At 70.1% G+C, this 20938-nt stretch carries 21 protein-coding genes; 10 read left to right on the top strand and 11 right to left on the bottom strand.

Going from position 1 to position 20938, the window contains the following annotated elements; genetic code table 11:
- Positions 1 to 5: 5 nt before the first annotated feature.
- Genes EJ357_RS27395 through EJ357_RS27360 form a run of 8 tightly spaced genes read right to left on the bottom strand, consistent with a single transcriptional unit; the run spans position 6 to position 7357 of the window.
- Positions 6 to 2000: an NADH-quinone oxidoreductase subunit 5 family protein gene (locus tag EJ357_RS27395; protein WP_126394225.1), complete on the bottom strand. Its 1995-nt coding sequence runs from the start codon at positions 1998 to 2000 to the stop codon at positions 6 to 8.
- Complete coding sequence (gene nuoK / locus EJ357_RS27390; protein WP_126394224.1) at positions 1997 to 2386, bottom strand: NADH-quinone oxidoreductase subunit NuoK; 390 nt, start codon at positions 2384 to 2386, stop codon at positions 1997 to 1999. Before nuoK ends, EJ357_RS27395 begins: the two co-directional genes overlap by 4 nt.
- A complete protein-coding gene (locus EJ357_RS27385; protein WP_126394223.1) occupies positions 2386 to 3006 on the bottom strand; it encodes an NADH-quinone oxidoreductase subunit J family protein in 621 nt (206 codons plus the stop codon). The genes nuoK and EJ357_RS27385 overlap by 1 nt, the downstream gene beginning before the upstream one ends.
- Positions 3003 to 3608 (bottom strand): NuoI/complex I 23 kDa subunit family protein, encoded by a 606-nt coding sequence (locus EJ357_RS27380; RefSeq protein ID WP_126394222.1) that lies wholly within the window; start codon positions 3606 to 3608, stop codon positions 3003 to 3005. Before EJ357_RS27380 ends, EJ357_RS27385 begins: the two co-directional genes overlap by 4 nt.
- 2 nt (positions 3609 to 3610) lie before the next feature.
- On the bottom strand, positions 3611 to 4579 hold the full coding sequence (locus EJ357_RS27375) for a complex I subunit 1/NuoH family protein (RefSeq protein WP_126394221.1): 969 nt from the start codon (positions 4577 to 4579) through the stop codon (positions 3611 to 3613).
- Complete coding sequence (locus EJ357_RS27370) at positions 4576 to 6216, bottom strand: NADH-quinone oxidoreductase subunit C (RefSeq protein WP_126394220.1); 1641 nt, start codon at positions 6214 to 6216, stop codon at positions 4576 to 4578. The genes EJ357_RS27375 and EJ357_RS27370 overlap by 4 nt, the downstream gene beginning before the upstream one ends.
- Positions 6213 to 6944: an NADH-quinone oxidoreductase subunit B gene (locus EJ357_RS27365; RefSeq protein ID WP_126394219.1), complete on the bottom strand. Its 732-nt coding sequence runs from the start codon at positions 6942 to 6944 to the stop codon at positions 6213 to 6215. The genes EJ357_RS27370 and EJ357_RS27365 overlap by 4 nt, the downstream gene beginning before the upstream one ends.
- A complete protein-coding gene (locus EJ357_RS27360) occupies positions 6935 to 7357 on the bottom strand; it encodes an NADH-quinone oxidoreductase subunit A (RefSeq protein WP_126394218.1) in 423 nt (140 codons plus the stop codon). Before EJ357_RS27360 ends, EJ357_RS27365 begins: the two co-directional genes overlap by 10 nt.
- A 365-nt stretch (positions 7358 to 7722) precedes the next feature.
- On the opposite strand from EJ357_RS27360, the gene EJ357_RS27355 reads away from it, so the two are divergent.
- The 5 genes from EJ357_RS27355 to EJ357_RS27335 all read left to right on the top strand — a co-directional run bounded on the left by EJ357_RS27355 (position 7723) and on the right by EJ357_RS27335 (position 14894).
- Positions 7723 to 8931, top strand: coding sequence for a sensor histidine kinase (locus EJ357_RS27355; RefSeq protein WP_126394217.1), 1209 nt, complete (start codon positions 7723 to 7725; stop codon positions 8929 to 8931).
- Between the two features lie 233 nt (positions 8932 to 9164).
- Positions 9165 to 10529 carry a sensor histidine kinase gene (locus tag EJ357_RS27350; protein WP_126394216.1) on the top strand — a complete coding sequence of 455 codons (1365 nt, stop codon included), beginning with the start codon at positions 9165 to 9167 and terminating at the stop codon, positions 10527 to 10529.
- Between the two features lie 370 nt (positions 10530 to 10899).
- On the top strand, positions 10900 to 11598 hold the full coding sequence (locus EJ357_RS27345) for a response regulator transcription factor (RefSeq protein ID WP_323377641.1): 699 nt from the start codon (positions 10900 to 10902) through the stop codon (positions 11596 to 11598).
- A gap of 295 nt (positions 11599 to 11893) precedes the next feature.
- Positions 11894 to 13822, top strand: a complete 1929-nt coding sequence (locus EJ357_RS27340; RefSeq protein WP_126394215.1) for a 2-oxoacid:acceptor oxidoreductase subunit alpha — start codon at positions 11894 to 11896, stop codon at positions 13820 to 13822.
- Positions 13815 to 14894: a 2-oxoacid:ferredoxin oxidoreductase subunit beta gene (locus tag EJ357_RS27335; protein ID WP_126394214.1), complete on the top strand. Its 1080-nt coding sequence runs from the start codon at positions 13815 to 13817 to the stop codon at positions 14892 to 14894. The genes EJ357_RS27340 and EJ357_RS27335 overlap by 8 nt, the downstream gene beginning before the upstream one ends.
- A 54-nt stretch (positions 14895 to 14948) precedes the next feature.
- Here EJ357_RS27335 and EJ357_RS27330 read toward each other — a convergent pair whose 3' ends face one another.
- Positions 14949 to 15443 carry a DUF6082 family protein gene (locus tag EJ357_RS27330; protein ID WP_126394213.1) on the bottom strand — a complete coding sequence of 165 codons (495 nt, stop codon included), beginning with the start codon at positions 15441 to 15443 and terminating at the stop codon, positions 14949 to 14951.
- Positions 15444 to 15700: 257 nt separating this feature from the next.
- Here EJ357_RS27330 and EJ357_RS27325 point away from each other — a divergent pair, with 257 nt between their 5' ends.
- Positions 15701 to 15901: a hypothetical protein gene (locus EJ357_RS27325; RefSeq protein WP_126394212.1), complete on the top strand. Its 201-nt coding sequence runs from the start codon at positions 15701 to 15703 to the stop codon at positions 15899 to 15901.
- Between the two features lie 31 nt (positions 15902 to 15932).
- On the opposite strand, the gene EJ357_RS27320 is transcribed toward EJ357_RS27325, so the two are convergent.
- Both EJ357_RS27320 and EJ357_RS27315 read right to left on the bottom strand, forming a co-directional pair.
- Positions 15933 to 16490 carry a DUF6082 family protein gene (locus tag EJ357_RS27320; RefSeq protein WP_126394211.1) on the bottom strand — a complete coding sequence of 186 codons (558 nt, stop codon included), beginning with the start codon at positions 16488 to 16490 and terminating at the stop codon, positions 15933 to 15935.
- Between the two features lie 228 nt (positions 16491 to 16718).
- A complete protein-coding gene (locus EJ357_RS27315; RefSeq protein WP_126394210.1) occupies positions 16719 to 17126 on the bottom strand; it encodes a winged helix-turn-helix transcriptional regulator in 408 nt (135 codons plus the stop codon).
- Between the two features lie 89 nt (positions 17127 to 17215).
- Here EJ357_RS27315 and EJ357_RS27310 point away from each other — a divergent pair, with 89 nt between their 5' ends.
- The 4 genes from EJ357_RS27310 (at position 17216) to EJ357_RS27295 (ending at position 20933) form a co-directional block, all read left to right on the top strand.
- Positions 17216 to 18070 (top strand): SDR family oxidoreductase, encoded by an 855-nt coding sequence (locus EJ357_RS27310; RefSeq protein ID WP_126394209.1) that lies wholly within the window; start codon positions 17216 to 17218, stop codon positions 18068 to 18070.
- Positions 18071 to 18228: 158 nt separating this feature from the next.
- A complete protein-coding gene (rarD, locus tag EJ357_RS27305; RefSeq protein WP_126394208.1) occupies positions 18229 to 19194 on the top strand; it encodes an EamA family transporter RarD in 966 nt (321 codons plus the stop codon).
- An 82-nt stretch (positions 19195 to 19276) separates the two neighbouring features.
- The gene (locus EJ357_RS27300) at positions 19277 to 19762 is read left to right on the top strand and encodes a VOC family protein (protein ID WP_126394207.1); all 486 of its coding nucleotides are present in this window, start codon (positions 19277 to 19279) and stop codon (positions 19760 to 19762) included.
- Positions 19763 to 19982: 220 nt separating this feature from the next.
- Positions 19983 to 20933 carry a M28 family metallopeptidase gene (locus tag EJ357_RS27295; RefSeq protein ID WP_126394206.1) on the top strand — a complete coding sequence of 317 codons (951 nt, stop codon included), beginning with the start codon at positions 19983 to 19985 and terminating at the stop codon, positions 20931 to 20933.
- Positions 20934 to 20938: the final 5 nt, after the last annotated feature.

Genomic DNA, 20938 nt, shown 5'->3' with positions numbered 1-20938 from the left:
CCTGCTCACGCTCCCGTGGCGACGAGGACGGCGGCGACCGCGAGGACGACGGTGCCGGCGAGCAGCGCGCTCACATAGGTCTGCACATTGCCGGTCTGGGCGCGCCGTACGGCGATGCCGAGCCAGCGGGGTAGGGCGCCCGCGCCGCGTACGTAGGTGTCGACGACCTCGCGGTCGAGGAACCGGACGAGACTCGCGCCGCCCTGGACCGGCCGGACGAACAACGCCCGGTACACGGCGTCGAGGTGGAAGCCGACGGCGGCATGGCGGTGCAGCGGGCCGAGCAGCAGTCGGCCCGGGTCCGCCGGGTCGGGTGCGTAGGCCACTCCCCCGTACACGGGCGCGTGGCTGGCGATGGCCTCTGCCTCGACCTGGGCGGCGTCGCCCTCGGGGTGGGCCGCGACCGCACCCAGCGGAACGCGCGCCGCCACGGCCGCGGTGTGGCGCCAGGCAGCGTAGGTGACGATGCCGCCGACCAGGGCCACTCCCGTGCCGAGGACGGAGGTGGTGAGGGTCGGGGCGAGGTCGCGGCCGTCGAACCAGTCGGGGAGCACGCGGTAGGCGAGCGCGCCGACGGCGAGCGACGGGGCGGCGAGTACCCACAGCACCACGGTCATCGTCAGCGGCTGCCTGCCGTGGTCGGGGGCCTCTGCGCCCCGGCCGCGGAAGGCGAGCAGCCACAGGCGCATCGCGTAGGCGGCGGTGAGCAGGGCCGTGAGCAGGCCGGCGCCGAGGACGACCCAGCCAGCGGCGCCCGGGACGCGCTCGGCGTGACCGGTGGCGACGTGCTCGGCGGCGCCGAGGACGGACTCCTTGGAGAAGAAGCCGCTGAACGGCGGGATCGCGGCGAGCGCGAGGAGCGCCACGGTCATCGTCCAGTAGGCGTCGGGGACGCGGGCGCGCAGGTCCTTCATGCGGGACATCGCGGCCAGCGAGTTGGTGCCGGCGGCGTGGATGATCACGCCGGCCGCGAGGAACAGCAGCGCCTTGAAGGCGCCGTGGGAGAGGAGGTGGAAGACGGCGGCACCGCGGTCGGCGACGGCGAGGGCGCCGGTCATGTAGCCGAGCTGGCCGATCGTCGAGTAGGCGAGGACGCGCTTGATGTCGTCCTGGGCGAGCGCGGCGAGACCCGAGCCGATCATCGTCACCGCGGCCATGACGGCCAGGACGATCATCGCGGCCTGGGAGGCCTCGAAGACCGGGAGGAGACGGGCGACGAAGTAGACACCGGCGGCGACCATCGTCGCGGCGTGGATCAGCGCGGAGACGGGCGTCGGGCCCGCCATCGCGTCGGGGAGCCAGGTGTGCAGCGGGAACTGCGCCGACTTGCCCGCCACGCCCGCGAGAAGCAGCAGGGCGATCAGGGTCGGGTGGTCGAGTCCACCGCTCGCGACGGTGCCGAGGACCTTCGTGATGCGGAAGGACCCGGCGTCGGTGGCCAGCGCGAACAGACCGATGAGGAAGGGGACGTCACCGAGCTTGGTGACCAGGAAGGCCTTGATGGAGGCGGCGCGGGCCTCCGGGGTCTCCCAGTAGTGGCCGACCAGGAAGTACGAGCAGATGCCCATGATCTCCCAGCCGACCAGCAGCACCATCAGATCGCCGGAGTAGACGACGAGCAGCATCGCGGAGGTGAAGAGGGAGACGAGCGCGGCGTACGAGGGGTAGCGCGGGTCCTCGCGGAGGTAGCCCGTCGAGTAGATCTGCACACAGGTCGCGACGACGCCGACCAGGACGGCGACGAGGGCGGCGAAGCCATCGATGTACAGCGCGAGTTCGATCGGGACCGAGCCGGTGGGCGTGAGCTCGGTGGCGGCGTTGATCGGCTGGTCGCCGCCCTGGCGCAGGGCGACCACCGCGGCGAGCACGAGGGACGCGAGCGTCGGCAGGATCGCGAGCGGGCGGACGAAGCCGGGGGCCGTGCGGCCCAGGAGCAGGCCGGCCGCGGCACCCAGGAAGGGAAGGAGGGGGACGAGTACGGCGAGGGTGGTCGTGGTCACGCGGTGGCCTCAGCCTTCTCGGCCGGCGGGGCCGTGGAGGCGTCGCGGTCGGGGCCGTCGGCGTCGTGGCTCTCGGCGGTGTCGCGGAGCCTGTCGATGTCCGAGGTGCCGCGGTTGCGGTAGACGGCGAGGACGATCGCCAGGCCGATGCCGATCTCGGCGGCGGCGATGGTGATGGTGAACAGGGTCAGGGCCTGGCCGGAGTGCAGGGTCTCCTCGGCGGTCCTGCTGAGCCAGACGTCGAAGGCGACCAGGTTGAGGTTGACGGCGTTGAGCATCAGCTCGACCGACATCAGGACCAGGATCGCGTTGCGGCGGGCGAGGACGCCGTACAGGCCGGTGCAGAAGAGGAGGGCGGAGAGTACGGCGGGATAGGCGAGGTGCATCAGCGCGGCTCCCTCTCGCTCGGGGCGCCGGGCTCGGTGGCGGTCGCCTTTGCCTGGCGGGACAGGACGATCGCGCCGACCAGGGCGGCGAGGAGAAGGACGGAGAGGCCTTCGAAGGGGAGGACCCAGTTCTGGAAGAGGCTCTCGCCGGTGGCCTTGGTGGAGCCGGCGGCGGGGCCGTCGAGATCGATCCAGGTCGTGCGGAAGGCGTCGACGACCACCCAGATCAAAGTGGCCGCGGCGGCGACGGCCACGGTGAGGGCGGCCCAGCGGTTGCCGGAGTCGGCGTCCGGGGAGCGGCCGATGGGGGCCTTGGTGAGCATCAGACCGAAGAGAAGGAGGACGACGACGGAACCCACGTAGATGAGGACCTGCACCCAGGCGATGAACTCGGCGGTGAGCAGGAGGTACTCGATGGCGAGCCCGCCGAGGGTGACCACCAGCCACAGGGCGGCGTGCACCAGTTGCCGGGTGGTGACGGTGACCAGGGCGGCGCCGAAGGTGACCAGGCCGACGAGCAGGAAGGCGATCTCGACGCCGGTCGGCGAGAGGAAGCCGTGTGCTTCGGCTGCGCTGGTGGTCGTGGCGTGCGCTGTCGCGGCGGCTGCGGCGAGGGTCACGACTGCCCTCCCTGCGGATCCGCGGGGTCGGTCGGCTTCGTCGGGTCCACTGGTTCCACCGGCTCGGCCTGTGCGGCCTGCGCGGCCGCCAGCTTCTCGGCGGTCTTGTGGGCGGCGGCGATTTCCTTGGGCTCCTCCGCGCCGGGGTCCAGGGCGGGCGGGGCCGGGACGGTCCACATCCACTCGCGGAGCTTGTCGCGTTCGTGGGTGAGTTCGCGGATGTCGGTCTCGGCGTATTCGAACTCCGGGGACCAGAACAGGGCGTCGAAAGGACAGACCTCAATGCAGATACCGCAGTACATGCACAGGGAGAAGTCGATGGCGAAGCGGTCGAGGACGTTGCGGCTGCGTTCGCGACCGCCCGGGGTCGCCGCCGGGACCGTCTCCTTGTGGGAGTCGATGTAGATGCACCAGTCCGGGCACTCGCGAGCGCACAGCATGCAGACCGTGCAGTTCTCCTCGAACAGGCCGATCACGCCGCGGGTGCGGGGCGGGAGGTCGGGCTGGGTGTCCGGGTACTGCGCGGTGACGGACTTCCTCGTCATCGTGCGGAGGGTGACGGCCAGGCCCTTGGCCAGGCCACTGCCAGGAATGGGGGCCATGGTTACTGGATCACCACCTTTACGACGCCGGTGAGAGCGATCTGAGCGAGGGAGAGAGGGACGAGAAGGGTCCAGGAGAGCTTCTGGAGCTGGTCCTCGCGCAGGCGGGGGTAGGTGACGCGGAGCCAGATCACGATGAAGGCGAGGACGGCCGTCTTCAGCAGCGTCCAGACCCAGCCGAGGCCTTCGGCACCCCACGGGCCGTGCCAGCCGCCCAGGAAGAGGACGGTGGTCAGGCCGCACAGGACGACGATTCCGGCGTACTCGGCGAGGAGGAAGAGCGCGAAACGGAGGCCGGTGTACTCGGTGTAGGCACCGAAGATGATCTCCGAGTCGGCGACGGGCATGTCGAAGGGCGGGCGTTGCAGCTCGGCCAGTCCGGCGACGAAGAAGACGATCGCGCCGACGATCTGCCAGGGCAGCCACCACCACTCGAAGGCGTCGACGATGCCGGGGAGGGAGACGGTGCCGGCCGCCATCGCCACGGACGCGGCGGTCAGCAGCATCGGAAGTTCGTAGGCGAGCAGCTGGGCGGCGGTGCGCAGGCCGCCGAGGAGGGAGAACTTGTTGGCGGAGGCCCAGCCGGCCATGAGTGAGCCGAGGACGCCTACGCCCATGACCGCCAGGACGAAGAAGATGCCCGCGTCGATGACCTCGCCGACCGCGCCCTCGCCGGGGCCGATCGGGATGGCGAGGAGGACGAGCAGATAAGGGAGGAGGGCGACTGCGGGGGCGAGCTGGAAGATACGGCGGTCCGCGCCCGCCGGGACGACGTCCTCCTTCTGCGCGAACTTCACGCCGTCGGCGACGAGCTGGGCCCAGCCGTGGAAGCCGCCGGCGTACATAGGGCCGAGGCGGCCCTGCATATGGGCCATCACCTTGTGCTCGGTCTGGCCGATGATCAAGGGGAAGGTGAGGAAGACGACGAAGACGATCAGGAGTCGCAGGGTGACGTCGAGCGCGTCGTTCACTGCGGGCCTCCTGCGGGGTCGGTGGAGTCGGTGGGGTTGGTGGGGGCAGTGCGGTCGGCGGTGGGGTCGGCGGAGGGCTTCGCGCTTGTCTCCGGCACCGACTCGCCCTCGGTGTCCGGCTCAGGCTTGCCCTCGGCTTGCGGCTCCGGCTCAGCCTCGGCGTGGGGCTCCGGCTCAGCCTCGGTGTCCGGCTCGGGCTCGGGCTCGCTCTCGGCCCCTCGCTCGGGCTCCGGCTTGTCGAAGGCCGGGCGGGCGTGGTGCCACGGGGCGTCCGGGCTGCGGGGGGCCGTGGGGGGCTTCGGAGTGACCGGGGGAGTCGCGGGTGGGGTGGCTTCGTCGGCCGCATCTGTCGGCGCCGCTTCGGATGCCGTCGTAGCGGACGCCGCCCTATCGGACGCGGCTGTATCGGACGCGGCTGTATCGGATGCGGCCTGCTGGCTCGCCGAGCCCTCCGAGGCGCTGCGTGACCGGCGGGGACCGGTCGGCGTGCTGCTCGTTCCAGGGCGCTGTGAGGCCGAGCCTTCGCTCGCGGTGCGCGACCGGCGGGTCGGCGAGGCGCTGGGCGTGGTCGGTGAGGTGGGGCTGGGCGCGGCCGTCCCCTGGCCATCCCCCGCTACGTCCTCCTGCGCTGCCCCGGTCGTCGGGGACGGCGGGGACGCCGGCGCCTCGGCCCGCCGGCTCGCCGAACCCTCGCCGGCACTGCGCGCCCGGCGCGGCGAGGCAGCCGTACCAGACGCGGTCGACGCCGCGCGGGACGTGGTCGGCTCCGTACCGGACGTGATCGGCTCCGTACCGGCACCCGCCCGAGACGCGCCCGTCTCCGTCGCGGGCTCGGTACCCGCAGCGGCGGTCTGGCTCGCCGAACCCTCGGCTGCCGTACGCGCACGCCGCACCGCACCCCCGGCCGATGCCCCGGTCGGCGCGTCGGCCGCGGACTCCCCCGCCTGGCTCGCCGAACCCTCCGCCGAGGTACGGGTACGCCGCACCGGCCGCTCCCCCGCGGCCCGTGCCGGGCGCTCCCCCGCGGCTCGCCCCGCGCCCCTGGCAGGGCGGGCCGGGGCAGGGGGGAGTTGGCCCTTCAGCGGGCCCCATTCGTTCGGGTCGGGGACGCCGGGGGGCAGCATCTGGCGGCGCTTGGGGCCGCCGTGCTCGGACTCTCCGGGTTCCTTGGCGCCGGGCCAGGCCTTGGCCACGCGGGCCGCCAGCACGAAGTCCTTGCGGAGGGGGTGGCCCTCGAAGTTCTCCGGGAGGAGCAAGTGGTCCAGGGCGGGATGGTCGGCGAACAGTACGCCGAACATCTCGTGCGTCTCGCGTTCGTGCCAGGCCGCGCCCGCATAGACGCCGATGGCCGAGGGCAGCGTCGGCGACTCGTGCGGGACCGTCGTACGGAGCAGCAGGCGCCGTACCGGAGAGAGGGCGGCGACGTGGGCCGCGACGCGGAAGCCCGTGCCCGGTTCGTCGACCGCGCTCAGCCAGTCGAAGTAGGTGCAGCCCAGCTCGTCACGGGCCGTCTGCAACGCCGCGATCCAGGAGGTCGGGGGTACGTCGACCGTCAGGACCTCGTACGACTCCTCGGCCGTGGCCTCCGGGCCGAAGAGGTCCTCGACGGGGGCGGGCAGCCAGCCGATCGTGGTCATCGGGCCGCCTCCCCCGTGCCGCCACCATCAGCCCCGCCATCGCCACCGGCGTCGGCAGCACCAGCTACCTCGGCAGCGCCACCGGCTCCGGCAGCGCCACCGGCACCCGGCGCCCCCGGCCCCCGCACCAGCCCGCTCTGCAGAGCCGCCGTCGACGGACGCCCGGCCCCGCGCGCGTACCGCTCCCCCAGCGACTCCCGCGCGATCTTCTCCTGGAGCTTCAGGATTCCCTGGAGCAGCGCCTCGGGGCGCGGCGGGCAGCCGGGGACGTACACGTCCACCGGGATGATCTGGTCGACGCCCTTGGTGACGGAGTAGGAGTCCCAGTACGGGCCGCCGCAGTTCGAGCAGGCGCCGAAGGAGATGACGTACTTCGGTTCGGGCATCTGTTCGTACAGGCGCTTCACGGCCGGGGCCATCTTGTCCGTCACCGTGCCGGAGACGACCATCAGGTCGGCCTGCCGGGGGCCCGGGGCGAAGGGGATCACGCCGAGGCGGATGAAGTCGTGGCGGGCCATCGACGCGGCGATGAACTCGATCGCGCAGCAGGCGAGGCCGAAGTTGAAGACCCAGAGCGAATAGCGGCGGCCCCAGTTGAGGATCACCTTCATCGGCTCGGGCGCGAGGCGCGCCAGCGCGCCCAGCCGCTGCGGCTCCGGGAGCAGAACGGGCTCCGGCGAGTTCACTTCAGCGCGCTCCGGCGAGTTCACTTCTGGCGTCACGTCCATGCCAGGACGCCCTTCTTGTATGCGTAGAGCAGGCCCACGGCCAGGAAGCCGAGGAAGACGAACATCTCGACGAGCGTGGTCGCGCCGTAGCCGGGGTCGGCGAAGACCGTGGCCCAGGGGAAGAGGAAGATCGAGTCGATGGCGAAGATCACGTACAGGAAGGCGTACACGTAGTAGCGGACCTGGGTGTGGGCCCAGCCCTCGCCGACGGGGTCGACGCCGCACTCGTACGTCAGGAGCTTCTCGGGCGTCGGGACCACGGGGCGCAGCAGTCGGCCCGCCCCGAAGGCGACGGCGACGAACAGCACGCCGATGACGGCTAGCAGTCCGACGACCGAGTAGGACTGGAAGTAGTCCGCCGAGACGACGACGTAGTGCACATCCGCCGCGACGACGACGGTCTGTTCCGACACGTCCGCCCCTCGCTCCCTGACCTCGTGACCGATGCCCCAGGAAACAGGCCCTGGGACCAGTGTCCTGCGATATGTGATCGCGTGAACACCCTGTTCCCGAAGACACCGCTGTTCCCGGAGACATTGCTGTTTCCGAAGAGACCGCTGTTCCCGATGAACATCACTGTTCGACGATCTGTACGCACGGGAGTCTAGGCCCTGCTAAAGACACCGTAAGCGGCCCGTCACGCGTTGAGATCTCGTCGAGATGCGGCGACGGGCGCAGGCCGGCTGTCCGGTCGGGTCGCGAAGGTGGGGATTTCCCCCGGAGATCGCGGCGGTCCGCCTCATGGCGCGGCGGCTCACCGCGCGGCACGCTAGCCCATATGACCGAACGCCTCAGCCCGTCGCGGGACGCCGTCGCGCGGCCCGACAGCGACCAGCCACCGCTGCCACCCGCCCGTTTCGCCTACGACCGCACCACCTGGAAGGAGATCGCGCACCTCCTGGCGAACCTTCCGGTGTCGGTGTTCGGTTTCGTCTACGTCGCGACGGTGCTGTTCACCGGTGCCTTGATGACTCTGACGGTGATCGGGTTCCCGCTCCTCGCGGCCGGCCTGATGGGCGCGCGGCAGTTGGGCAAGCTGGAGCGGGCACGCGCGCGTGGGCTTCTCGGGGTGCGGGTGGACGAGCCGAGTCCGCTGCCGTTGCGCGGCGGCCGCAACGGCTTCTTCCCGCAGCTGTGGCTGGCGCTGAAGGACCCGGTCGGCTGGCGGACGATCCTGTACGACTTCATCCGGCTGCCCTGGGGCATCCTCACCTTCACCATCACGCTGACCTCGCTGTTCGTGTTGTGGCCGGTGCTGCCGTTCATCGCGCGGGGCCTGGCGAACGCGGACCGGGCGATGGTGCGCGGTCTGCTGTCGCCCTCCGACGAGCTGGAGCGCCGTATCGCCGAACTGGAGTCGGACCGGGGGGTCGTGGTGGACACGGCGGCCGCGGATCTGCGCCGTATCGAGCGCGACCTGCACGACGGCGCCCAGGCCCGCCTCGTCAACCTCGCCATGGGGCTGGGCCTGGCCAAGGAGAAGCTCCTGGAGGACCCCGACTCCGCGGCCGCGATGGTCGAGGAGGCGCACGGCGAGGTGAAGCTCGCGCTGCAGGAACTGCGCGATCTGGCGCGCGGCATCCACCCGGCCGTCCTGACCGACCGCGGCCTGGACGCCGCCCTGTCGGCGGTCGCCTCGCGCTGCACGGTGCCGGTGAAGGTGACCGCCGATCTGCTGTCCAGACCGGCCGCGGCCATCGAGGGCATCGCCTACTTCACCGTCTCCGAGCTGCTGCAGAACGTCAGCAAGCACAGCGCGGCGAAGTCGGCGTCGGTCGATGTGTGGCGGTCGGACGACCGGCTGCTCATCCAGGTGTGGGACGACGGGCGCGGAGGCGCGCGCCTCGACGGCGGTACGGGCATGCGCGGGCTCGCCGACCGGCTGGACGCCGTGGACGGCCTCTTCGTCATCGAGTCACCGCAGGGCGGTCCTACGACGGTGACGGCGGAGCTGCCCTGGCGGGACCGCGTCCCCGGGGAGGGGTAGCGGCCCGGGGATCCCGGGCGGGAGATCGCTGGGCCGGGGCAGCCTGCCTGGGGGTCCCTGGGCAGGGGGCAGCGCCAGGGATCTCTGGGCAGGGGCAGCGCCAGGGGTAGGGAAAACCCCCCGTTCAAGACGCCGACGGCCTCCATGTTCCGCGGACCCGCGGTCCAGCAGGGTGGAGGTACGACGGCACAGCCCCGGCGGGGCTGACGGGACGAGGAGAACGGACGACGCCGATGGCCACGGAGTACGGACAGGGTTACGGGCACGGGCTCGGTCTCCCCGAGCGCGGCCTCCCCGAGCACGGTGACGAGCGACGGCACCGGCTGCCGGCCGGGCTGCGGGCGCCGTTCGAGGCGCGCAGCTGGCGCGAGTTCGGGTACGTGCTGCTGAGCCTGCCGATCAGCATCGTGCTGTTCGTGTACGCCGTCACGATGGTGTCGCTGGGCGCGGGCCTGCTGGTGACGTTCCTGGGGATCCCGGTGCTGGCGGCGGCCCTGGCGGGCTGCCGTGCCTTCGGTGCGCTGGAGCGGGCACGCGCGCGTGCGCTGCTGGACCTGGAGGTGGCCGACCCGGAGCCGCTGCGGATGCGGCGGCACGGCTTCATGGCTTGGATCGGCGCCGTTCTGAAGAGCGGGACGTCATGGCGGACCCTGCTGTACGCGGTCCTGCACTTCCCGTGGGCGGTGTTCTCCTTCGTCGTCGCCCTGAACGTCTGGGCGTACGGCTGGGCGCTGCTGACGTATCCGCTGTGGTTCTGGGTGTTCCCGGTGTGGGCGGGCCAGGACGGCCTTCAGCTGTACGGCGACGAGACGCACAGCATCTACCTCGACAACCCCTTCGAGATCGCGGTGACCGCGCTGGTGGGCCTGCTGTTCACCTTGGCGACTCCGTGGATCGTCCGGGCGCTGACGACGGTCGACCGCGTGCTGGTGCACGGCCTGCTCGGGCCGACGCGGCTGGCCACGCGCGTGGTGGAGCTGGAGTCCGACCGCGGTGTCGTGGTCGATACGGCCGCCGCCGACCTGCGGCGCATCGAACGCGACCTGCACGACGGCGCGCAGGCCCGTCTGGTGGCCCTGGCCATGGAGCTGGGCCTCGCGAAGGAGAAGCTCACGGAGGACCCGCAGGCCGCGGCCCGGATGGTCGACGAGGCGCACGGCGAGGTCAAGACGGCGCTGCAGGAACTGCGTGACCTGGCCCGCGGGATCCATCCGGCGGTGCTGACGGACCGGGGGCTGGACGCCGCGTTGTCGGCGGTGGCCTCGCGGTGCACGGTGCCGGTGGAGGTGGAGGTCGACCTGGCGGAGCGGCCGGTTCCGGCGATCGAGGGGATCGCGTACTTCACGGTGTCGGAACTGCTCCAGAACATCAGCAAGCACTCCCGGGCCACCTGGGCGGCCGTGGATGTGTGGCAGGTGGAGAACAGGCTGATGCTGCAGGTCGTGGACAACGGGGTCGGTGGCGCCGATGTCTCCGGGGGCTCGGGACTCGCCGGACTGGCGGAGCGGCTGGACGCGGTGGACGGGATATTGGTGGTGGATTCGCCGGTCGGGGGGCCTACCCGGATCACTGCGGAGCTTCCGTGGCGGACTGTGTAGGGGCTGCCGGTTGGTTCGAGGCAGGGACCGGCTGGTCGGCGCGAGGATCGGTTGGCTCGAGGTAAGGGCCGGCTGATTCGGCGCGAGGACCGGTTGGCTCGACGCAAGAAACGTGTAGCTCAGCGCAGGGAGCGTGTAGCTCGGCAAAGCCAGGGCCTGGATGCGGACCTCGTCCACATCCAGCCCATCGCCACGCCCTCCGCAACCCACTGCCCTCTCACTCCCCGGTCACGCGCCCCCCAAGACGCCCCCTGCGCGCACACCCGATCCGAACTGGGGCGGACGGGTTATCCACAGGCCCGGTGCGCAAGAGCCGATCGCGGGATACTGAGGTCGCGAGGGACGACAGGGCCGGGGGACGCTCGGCCGAATGCCAAGGCTCGGGGGGCCGAGGATCGTGGAGGACAGGGTGCGGGTGGTCATCGCCGAGGACTCGGTGCTGCTCAGGGAGGGGCTGACCCGGCTGTTGACCGACCGTGGGCACGACGTCGTGGCGGGGGTGGGAGACGGCGACGCGCTGATCAAGACCATCACGGAGCTGGACGGGCAGGGAGAGCTGCCGGACGTGGTGGTCGCGGATGTGCGGATGCCGCCGACGCATACCGACGAAGGGGTGCGGGCGGCGGTGCAGCTGCGCAAGGCGCACCCGGGACTCGGGGTGCTCGTGCTGTCGCAGTACGTGGAGGAGCGGTACGCCACGGAACTGCTGGCGGGTTCCAGCCGCGGCGTGGGCTATCTGCTCAAGGACCGGGTCGCCGAGGTTCGTGAGTTCGTGGACGCGGTCGTGCGGGTGGCCAAGGGGGGTACGGCCCTGGACCCGGAGGTCGTCGCCCAGCTGCTGGGGCGCAGCCGCAAGCAGGACGTGCTCGCGGGGCTCACCCCGCGGGAGCGGGAGGTCCTGGGGCTGATGGCCGAGGGGCGGACCAACTCCGCGATCGCCCGGCAGCTGGTGGTGAGCGACGGGGCCGTCGAGAAGCACGTCAGCAACATCTTTCTCAAGCTCGGGCTGTCCCCGAGCGACGGGGATCACCGCCGCGTTCTCGCGGTGCTCACCTACCTGAACTCCTGACGGTCCGACGCCGTGTCAGTCAAATGGGTGCCCGCTCGCAGGGCACCCGTGGAGCAGGCTCGAAACCCGCCGAGCGGACAGGAACACGGCAACCGAAGCGAGAACAACGAGCGTCTTCAGAAGAAGCGCCGGGGGGCGTGTAAACCATGACAAGTCAGGGTGGCGAACCGTCTCAAATCCATGTCCGTCATGCGAATGCCCCAGGGAGGGCGACCTTTGCGGACGTAGGGTTGATCCTGGGAAGGCTTGCGGGAAGGCCATGCCCACACAGCCGCCTCGAAGGAGGTCCAGTTCAGTGACCAGCCAGGTCAGTAGCCCAGCGGAGCAGGCCGACGAAGCCGTCGTGGGAGAGCAGCGCAAACCGGCAGGGGCGAAGGACGTCCGCCGGCTGGACCGGGTGATCATTCGTTTCGCGGGGGACTCGGGCGACGGTATGCAGCTCACCGGCGACCGCTTCACCTCGGAAACGGCGTCGTTCGGCAACGACCTGTCGACGCTGCCGAACTTCCCTGCCGAGATTCGCGCCCCCGCCGGAACGCTGCCGGGCGTGTCCTCCTTCCAGCTGCACTTCGCCGACCACGACATCCTGACCCCGGGCGACGCGCCGAACGTGCTGGTCGCGATGAACCCGGCGGCCCTGAAGGCCAACATCGGTGATCTGCCGCGCGGGGCGGAGATCATCGTCAACACGGACGAGTTCACCAAGCGGGCGATGCAGAAGGTGGGCTACGACAGCAGCCCTCTGGACGACGGTTCGCTCGACGGCTACAGCCTCCATCCGGTGCCGCTGACGACGTTGACCGTCGAGGCGCTGAAGGAGTTCGACCTCACGCGCAAGGAGGCCGAGCGCAGCAAGAACATGTTCGCGCTGGGCCTGCTGAGCTGGATGTACCACCGCCCCACCGAGGGCACCGAGAGATTCCTGAAGTCGAAGTTCGCCAAGAAGCCCGACATCGCGGCCGCCAACATCGCCGCCTTCCGCGCGGGCTGGAACTTCGGCGAGACGACCGAGGACTTCGCCGTCTCCTACGAGATCGCCCCGGCCACCACGGCCTTCCCGGTCGGCACCTACCGGAACATCTCCGGAAACCTCGCCCTGTCCTACGGACTGGTCGCCGCGTCCCAGCAGGCGGACCTGCCGCTGTTCCTGGGCTCGTACCCGATCACTCCGGCCTCGGACATCCTGCACGAGCTCAGCAAGCACAAGAACTTCGGCGTACGGACCTTCCAGGCCGAGGACGAGATCGCCGGCATCGGCGCGGCGCTGGGCGCGGCCTTCGGCGGCTCGCTCGCGGTGACCACGACCTCGGGTCCGGGCGTGGCCCTGAAGTCCGAGACCATCGGTCTCGCGGTGTCGCTGGAGCTGCCCCTGCTGGTGATCGACATCCAGCGTGGCGGGCCCTCGACCGGTCTGCCGACCAAGACCGAGCAGGCGGACCTGCTGCAGGCGATGTTCGGCCGCAACGGCGAGGCGCCGGTGCCGATCATCGCCCCGTGCACCCCGGCCGACTGCTTCGACGCGGCCCTGGAGGCGGCGCGGATCGCGCTGACCTACCGCACACCGGTGATGCTCCTCTCCGACGGCTACCTGGCCAACGGCTCGGAGCCCTGGCGCATCCCGGAGCTGGACCAGCTGCCGGATCTGACCGTGCAGTTCGCGCAGGGGCCGAACCACACCCTTGAGGACGGCACCGAGGTCTTCTGGCCGTACAAGCGCGACCCGCAGACCCTCGCCCGGCCGTGGGCGATCCCGGGCACCCCGGGCCTGGAGCACCGGATCGGCGGCATCGAGAAGGAGGACGGCACGGGCAACATCTCGTACGCCCCGGCCAACCACGACTTCATGGTCCGCACCCGGCAGGCCAAGATCGACGGTATCGAGGTGCCCGACCTCGAGGTCGACGACCCGCACGAGGCGAAGACGCTGGTGCTGGGCTGGGGGTCGACGTACGGCCCGATCACCGCGGCCGTCCGCCGGCTGCGCAACGCCGGCGAGTCGATCGCGCAGGCGCATCTGCGTCATCTGAACCCGTTCCCGCGCAACCTGGGCGTGGTACTCGGGAGCTACGAGAAGGTGGTGATCCCCGAGATGAACCTCGGCCAGCTCGCCACCCTGGTCCGGGCGAAGTACCTGGTGGACGCCCACTCGTACAACCAGGTCAACGGCATGCCGTTCAAGGCGGAACAGCTTGCCAAGGCTCTCAAGGAGGCCATCGATGCCTGAGACGTCCGCGGAAGGCACGGGCACGATCGAGGCGCTCTCGCTCGTCCCCAAGGCCGAGGCCCGCCAGTCCATGAAGGACTTCAAGTCCGATCAGGAAGTGCGCTGGTGCCCCGGCTGCGGTGACTACGCGATCCTGGCCGCGGTCCAGGGCTTCATGCCGGAGCTGGGCCTGGCCAAGGAGAACATCGTCTTCGTCTCCGGCATCGGTTGTTCGTCCCGCTTCCCGTACTACATGAACACGTACGGTATGCATTCCATCCACGGCCGCGCCCCCGCGATCGCGACGGGCCTGGCCACGTCGCGCCGGGACCTGTCGGTGTGGGTGGTCACGGGCGACGGCGACGCGCTGTCGATCGGCGGCAACCACCTGATCCATGCCCTGCGCCGCAACGTCAACCTCAAGATCCTGCTGTTCAACAACCGGATCTACGGTCTGACGAAGGGCCAGTACTCGCCCACCTCCGAGGTCGGCAAGATCACCAAGTCGACGCCGATGGGCTCGCTGGACGCGCCCTTCAACCCGGTGTCCCTCGCGATCGGCGCGGAGGCGTCCTTCGTGGCGCGCACGGTGGACTCCGACCGCAAGCACCTGACCCAGGTCCTGCGCGAGGCGTCCGCCCACAAGGGCACGGCGCTGATCGAGATCTACCAGAACTGCAACATCTTCAACGACGGCGCCTTCGAGGTCCTCAAGGACAGGCAGCAGGCGGAGGAGGCGGTGATCCGCCTCGAACACGGGCAGCCGATCCGCTTCGGCGCGGACGGCTCGCGCGGTGTCGTGCGGGACGCACAGACGGGTGACCTGAAGGTCGTCACGGTGACCCCGGAGAACGAGTCGCAGATCCTGATCCACGACGCCCACTCGGACTCCCCCACCACGGCCTTCGCCCTGTCCCGCCTGGCCGACCCCGACACCCTGCACCACACGCCGATCGGCGTCTTCCGGTCCGTGGAGCGGCCGGTGTACGACACGCAGATGTCCGACCAACTGGACCTGGCGATCGAGCAGAACGGCAAGGGGGATCTGGCCGCGCTGCTGGCGGGTGGGGACACCTGGACGGTCGTCGGCTGACGGGCGGCTGACCAAGCTGTGGGGCCCGGGTGCGGTGCGACATCCGGGCCCTCGTCAATCGGGCGCCGTCGCCGACCCGGGTCCGACGACCCACCACTCCTCCAGGTCGTCTGGCCTCTCGTCCATGATGGCGTCGACGGCCCGCCCGATCCTGGCCTCCAGCGACTCCGACGGCAGCAGCGCCCGGTGCTCGGACGTCCGCGCCCAGTACTCCGTGAAGACGGCGCTCTTGCTGAGCACTTTCAGGTGCCCGAGCAGTTCGTTCCGGTTGGTCACTCCGACCTCGTAGGACAGCAGAAGCAATCCATAGTGCTTGTTGGCCAGAAGCATCTGACGGCGCTTGTCCTCGGAGAGATCACTCAGGGTGCTCAAACCCGCAGCCAGCACGGGATCGTCGATCGCCCGGTCCAACTGCCCGGCAAAGAGGGCTTGGACCCGGATCTTGTTGGCCCCCCGCAGTTGCTCCGCCACGGCGGTCATGGCCTCGCCGACCTGGGTGAACGCGTACACGAGGTCCCGCAACAGATCTTCGTGATTCGGTACGTCCATGCCGAGCCACCCCGTCTCCCAGCGTGCCAACTGCGCAAGTCAGCGCGGGAGGCGGAAAGGGGGCGCACAGATGCGTGGTCAATGGAAGATCTTCGGCGCCCTTCAAATAGAGGCAATTCGTCGGCGCGGGAGTCTGGTATTAGCGGGCCGGCCAGTACAAGATCGTTCCCTATTGTCTCCGGTTGTAGAAGAGGCTCCGAGTGCCCCTCGAATTCCCTGCTGTCACCGTGGTCCGTCGTATCGGGGATCCACCCAAAATGAGGGGCAGCCATACCTCGGAGAGCTGCCCGGATGTCTTCGAGCTGAGCGACGGCAGCTTTGCCGTCATCGGCACCGAGGCCACAGCCACGCTGGAGCCCCTCCTGCCTGCCGACGCGGCGTGTGCCGACTACGAGCGTATCGTCGTGGTGAGTCGCGAGACCCTTATCCGCGCCAAGCGGGACATTCCCAACGCCTGACGGCTGGGCGCCGCCCCGCGGGGCGGCCCGGTCAGTCGGCGGTGGACGGTCCCACGATCCACCACTCGTCCGGATCGTCGACCAGTTCCTCCATCATGACGTCGACGGCCGCGCCGACCCGTGCTTCGACCGACGTTTTCGGGATGCTCCGGCGGTGGTCGGCCGTACGGTCCCAGTACTCGGCGAAGATGGCGTTGCGGCAGAGAATGCGCAGGTGCCCGAGGAGTTCGTCCCAGTCGAGCCCGCCTACGCGATGGGCGAGCAGGAGCGCGCCGTACTCGCGGTTCGCGAAGAGCAGCTGGCGGCGCTTCACCTCGGAGAGTCCGGTCAGCGTGCTCGAAGCGTCGGCCAGTGAAGGGTCGTCGATCGTTCGATCCATCTGGTCCACGGTGATCCGGTACTGCTGAATCAGGTTCGCCCGATGAATCTCCTCGGTCATCAGCGTGAGCTGCCGGAGCAGGTCCAGCAGGATGTCCTCCTGGCGCCGGCGGCGCGTGCCACGGGCGAAGAAGGCACGCATCTGGCCGAGTCCCGCCGCTATCGCAGAGCCGATCCTGCTGGCCCGCGCGGCCGGAATCTGTGTGGCCATGTCAAGTAGTCCCCCTGGATCCGGTGGCCGCGCACCGAAGGGCGGGTCGTGGGCGGGTGCGCGGTGGGCGTTGCACTCCGCACCCAGCGTGCCCGGCGACTCATGGCACCACGGGAGGCGGAGAGGGGGCGCATGGAAGGACGTGTCTCGCATGTCGACCAACGCCCTGACATATGTGTGCCCCCAGGCGCCGTCGACATACCTTCGGACAGGCCCCGGAACCCGGCGTCACCCCTGCTCAGAGCCGCTCTTTCGCGCGTCGTACACCTCCCGCGCCTTCTGCACCTCCGCCATCCGCTCCTCGGTCCACAGCGCCAGCCCGCGCACCTGTTCCGCCGCCTCGCGGCCCAGGTCGGTCAGGGAGTAGTCGACCCTCGGCGGGATCACCGGCTTCGCGTCGCGGTGGACCAGGCCGTCGCGCTCCAGGGTCTGCAGGGTCTGGGTCAGCATCTTCTCGCTGACCAGGCCGATCGCCCGGCGCAGTTCGCTGAACCGGTAGGAGCGTTCACGGAGCTCGATCAGCACGAGGACGCCCCAGCGACTGGTGAGGTGTTCCAGGACCAGGCGGTAGGGGCACATCGCCTCGCCGTGGTCGTACTTGCTCGTCGTTGCGTCTGCCACGTTACTTACGGCCATGCCAGTACCTTACTTCAAAGTGGGTACTTTCTTTCAGTTAGCGCACCTCCTAGGGTTAGTGCCAACGCATCCCACAAGGAGTTCTGATCATGAGCATCGTCGTCACCGGAGCCACCGGACACCTGGGCCGCCACGTCGTGGAGCAGCTGCTGGAGAAGGTTCCGGCCGACCAGGTCACCGCCGTCGTCCGCACCCCCGAGAAGGCCGCCGACTTCGCCGAGCGCGGCGTGAAGATCGCCGTCGCCGACTACAACACCCCCGAGACCTTCGACGGACTGTTCGCGGCAGGCGACAAGGTCCTGCTCATATCCGGCAACGAGTTCGACAAGGGCCGTGTCGGCCAGCACCAGATCGTCATCAACTCCGCCAAGGCCGCCGGCGTGGCCCTGCTCGCCTACACCAGCGCCCCCGGCAGCCTGACGGCCGCGCTCGCCGACGACCACCGGGGCACCGAGAAGGCGCTCCTGGAGTCCGGCCTGCCGTACGCCCTGCTGCGCAACAGCTGGTACCACGAGAACTACACCGAGAACCTCGCCCCGGTCCTGCAGTACGACGCCGTCACCCACGCCGCCGGCGAGGGCCGCGTCTCCTCCGCCTCCCGCGCCGACTACGCGGCCGCCGCCGTCGCCGTACTGACCGGCGAGGGTCACGAGAACAAGACCTACGAGCTGGGCGGCGACACCTCCTGGAGCTTCGCCGAGTACGCCGCCGAGCTGAGCCGGCAGACCGGCAGGGAGATCGCCAACAACGCCGTTACCGTCGAGGCCCTCGGCTCCATCCTGACCGGCGCCGGGGTGCCCGAGCCGCTCGCGGCGATCCTGGCCGGTGTGGACGCCTCCATCGAGAAGGGCGAGCTGGTCGTCGACAGCGGGGACCTGTCCCGCCTGGCCGGCCGTCCGACCACGCCCTTCACCGACGCGATCGCGGCCGCGGTCAAGGGCTGATCAGCGCCCCGACACGTGCGCCGAGCGCGCCTTGAGGGCCGCACCCCCGGGTGTCATGACCGTATGGCGATACGGGCATGACACCCGGGGGCCTTCGGCGTTACCTTCGTGCAGGCCGTCGCATTCGCGCGGTCGGGTGAGTGCGCGAAGGAGGGGCCGTGACGGGGAAGTCGCAGGGAGAGCGGCGCGTAGGACTGCTGAACGGCTTCGCGGCGTACGGGATGTGGGGGCTCGTCCCCCTCTTCTGGCCCCTGCTGAAGCCCGCCGGGGCGATCGAGATCCTCGCCCACCGGATGGCCTGGTCCCTCGTCTTCGTGGCGGCCGCCCTGGTCTTCGTACGGCGCTGGGCCTGGGCGGGTGAGCTGATACGGCAGCCTCGGCGGCTGGCGCTCATCGCCCTGGCCGCGGCCGTGATCACCGTCAACTGGGGCCTCTACATCTGGTCCGTGAACACGGGCCATGTCGTCGAGGCGTCGCTCGGGTACTTCATCAATCCGCTCGTCACCATCGCGATGGGCGTGCTGCTGCTGAAGGAACGGCTGCGGCCGGTGCAGTGGGCGGCCGTCGGCGTCGGCTTCGCGGCCGTGATCGTGCTGACCATCGGATACGGACGGCCGCCGTGGATCTCTCTCGTCCTCGCCTTCTCCTTCGCGACGTACGGGCTGGTGAAGAAGAAGGTCAACCTCGGCGGCGTCGAGTCGCTGGCCGCCGAGACCGCGATCCAGTTCCTGCCCGCCGTGGCGTATCTGGCGTGGCTGACCGCGCAAGGGGAGTCGACGTTCACGTCGGAGGGGCCCGGGCATGTGGCCCTGCTCGCGGCCACGGGTGTCGTCACCGCCCTGCCCCTCGTCTGCTTCGGCGCGGCCGCGATACGGGTGCCGCTGTCGACACTGGGGCTGTTGCAGTACCTGGCGCCGGTCTTCCAGTTCCTGCTCGGTGTCCTGTACTTCCATGAGGCGATGCCGCCCGAGAGGTGGGCCGGGTTCGCGCTGGTGTGGCTGGCGTTGACGTTGCTGACGGCGGACGCGTGGCGCTCCGCGCGCAGGAACAGGGTGGCCGAGCTCAGCGTGCCGAGGGTTGATCGGCCGAAGTCCGCTGCGGTGGACGCCCGAGCCGGCGGCTGAAGCACCTGGACCGGCATCGAGAGTCACACCGACCGGCGATTCCCATTGCGGCCCCACTCCCCCACCCCCTATGAGTGGTCGCATGACACAGCCAACAGAGGCACCCCGAACCACTCCGACCCCCCTCCACTGGAAGCTCGTCATCGACTGCGCCAACCCCCAGTCCCAGGCCGACTTCTGGGCCGCCGCCCTGCACTACGAGGTCGAGGACAACAACGCCCTCATCGAGCGGCTGCTGGAACTCGGCGCGGTGCCGCGGGAGGCCGTCGTCGAGTTCCATGCCCGGCTCGCCTTCCGGGACCTGGTGGCCGTACGGCATCCGGACGATCCGTACGACCCGGACAGCGGCACCGGATTGGGGAGGCGGCTGCTGTTCCAGCGGGTGCCCGAGGCGAAGAGCGTGAAGAACCGGCTGCATCTCGATCTGCACGCGGCGGCCGGGGAGCGCGAGGGTGAGGTCGAGCGGCTGGAGGCGCTGGGAGCGAGTGTGCTGCGGCGGGTCAAGGAGCCGGCCGGGGAGTGGGTGGTGATGGCGGATCCGGAGGGGAACGAGTTCTGCGTGCAGTGAGCGACACGCAAGGACTCGGGGACAGGGGGCTCAGGGGCACCGGGGGCTAAGGGACACAGGGATTCACGGACACGAGGAATCAGGGACGCAGGGTTTTCCCTATTTCGAACTCCGAGTCCGAATAGCGCTCTTGACGGAGAGTCAGACTCCCCCTGACCATCCAGGCACCCCATTCACTGAGGAATCCCTGTGATTCCCAAGGAATTCGGAGCCCCCCACCATGAAACTCTCCGTCTCCTGGCGCGCGTCGGCGGCCGCCGCAGTCGCGACCGCCACGCTGCTGACCAGCGGGTCCATAGCCGGCGCGGCGTCCAAGACCGATGTCGAGGCCGCCGCCGCACCGGACATCCCCGTGGCGAACGTGAAGGCCCATCTCACCCAGCTGCAGTCCATAGCCACCGCCAACGGCGGCAACCGCGCGCACGGCCGCCCCGGCTACAAGGCCTCGCTCGACTACGTGAAGGCCAAGCTGGACGCCGCCGGGTACACCACCACCATCCAGCAGTTCACGTCCTCCGGCCGTACCGGCTACAACCTGATCGCCGACTGGCCCGGCGGCGACACCAACCAGGTCGTCATGGCCGGTTCGCACCTCGACAGCGTCTCCTCCGGCCCCGGCATCAACGACAACGGCTCCGGCTCGGCGGCCGTCCTGGAGACCGCGCTCGCCGTGTCACGGGCCGGCTACCAGCCCACCAAGCACCTGCGGTTCGCCTGGTGGGGCGCGGAGGAGCTGGGGCTCGTCGGCTCCCGCTACTACGTCAACAACCTCTCCTCCACCAACCGCGCGAAGATCAGCGGCTATCTGAACTTCGACATGATCGGCTCGCCCAACCCGGGCTACTTCGTCTACGACGACGACCCCGCGATCGAGAAGACCTTCAAGGACTACTACGCCGGCCTCGGCGTCGCGACCGAGATCGAGACCGAGGGCGACGGCCGCTCCGACCACGCGCCGTTCAAGAGCGCGGGCGTGCCGGTGGGCGGGCTGTTCACCGGGGCGAGCCGCACGAAGACGGCGGCTCAGGTGGCCAAGTGGGGCGGTACGTCGGGGCAGTCCTTCGACCGCTGCTACCACTCGTCCTGCGACACGACGTCCAACATCAACGACACCGCCCTCAACCGGAACAGCGACGCGGTCGCGTACGCGGTGTGGGAGCTGTCGGAGTGACGTGC

Source organism: Streptomyces cyaneochromogenes (assembly GCF_003963535.1).
GTDB lineage: Bacteria > Actinomycetota > Actinomycetes > Streptomycetales > Streptomycetaceae > Streptomyces > Streptomyces shaanxiensis.
The sequence above is the reverse complement of the archived record's forward strand: the minus strand, read 5'-3'. Positions and strand labels throughout refer to the sequence as shown.

Coding starts and splice junctions, on each gene's coding strand:
- EJ357_RS27335 (WP_126394214.1), top strand. CDS start 13,815: ATGCCTGAGACGTCCGCGGAAGGCACGGGCACGATCGAGGCGCTCTCG.
- EJ357_RS27370 (WP_126394220.1), bottom strand. CDS start 6,216: ATGACCACGATCGGCTGGCTGCCCGCCCCCGTCGAGGACCTCTTCGGC.
- EJ357_RS27355 (WP_126394217.1), top strand. CDS start 7,723: ATGACCGAACGCCTCAGCCCGTCGCGGGACGCCGTCGCGCGGCCCGAC.
- EJ357_RS27320 (WP_126394211.1), bottom strand. CDS start 16,490: ATGGCCACACAGATTCCGGCCGCGCGGGCCAGCAGGATCGGCTCTGCG.
- EJ357_RS27380 (WP_126394222.1), bottom strand. CDS start 3,608: ATGGCCCCCATTCCTGGCAGTGGCCTGGCCAAGGGCCTGGCCGTCACC.
- EJ357_RS27365 (WP_126394219.1), bottom strand. CDS start 6,944: ATGGACGTGACGCCAGAAGTGAACTCGCCGGAGCGCGCTGAAGTGAAC.
- EJ357_RS27310 (WP_126394209.1), top strand. CDS start 17,216: ATGAGCATCGTCGTCACCGGAGCCACCGGACACCTGGGCCGCCACGTC.
- nuoK (WP_126394224.1), bottom strand. CDS start 2,386: ATGCACCTCGCCTATCCCGCCGTACTCTCCGCCCTCCTCTTCTGCACC.
- EJ357_RS27295 (WP_126394206.1), top strand. CDS start 19,983: ATGAAACTCTCCGTCTCCTGGCGCGCGTCGGCGGCCGCCGCAGTCGCG.
- EJ357_RS27315 (WP_126394210.1), bottom strand. CDS start 17,126: ATGGCCGTAAGTAACGTGGCAGACGCAACGACGAGCAAGTACGACCAC.
- EJ357_RS27325 (WP_126394212.1), top strand. CDS start 15,701: ATGAGGGGCAGCCATACCTCGGAGAGCTGCCCGGATGTCTTCGAGCTG.
- EJ357_RS27330 (WP_126394213.1), bottom strand. CDS start 15,443: ATGGACGTACCGAATCACGAAGATCTGTTGCGGGACCTCGTGTACGCG.
- EJ357_RS27350 (WP_126394216.1), top strand. CDS start 9,165: ATGGCCACGGAGTACGGACAGGGTTACGGGCACGGGCTCGGTCTCCCC.
- EJ357_RS27300 (WP_126394207.1), top strand. CDS start 19,277: ATGACACAGCCAACAGAGGCACCCCGAACCACTCCGACCCCCCTCCAC.
- EJ357_RS27345 (WP_323377641.1), top strand. CDS start 10,900: ATGCCAAGGCTCGGGGGGCCGAGGATCGTGGAGGACAGGGTGCGGGTG.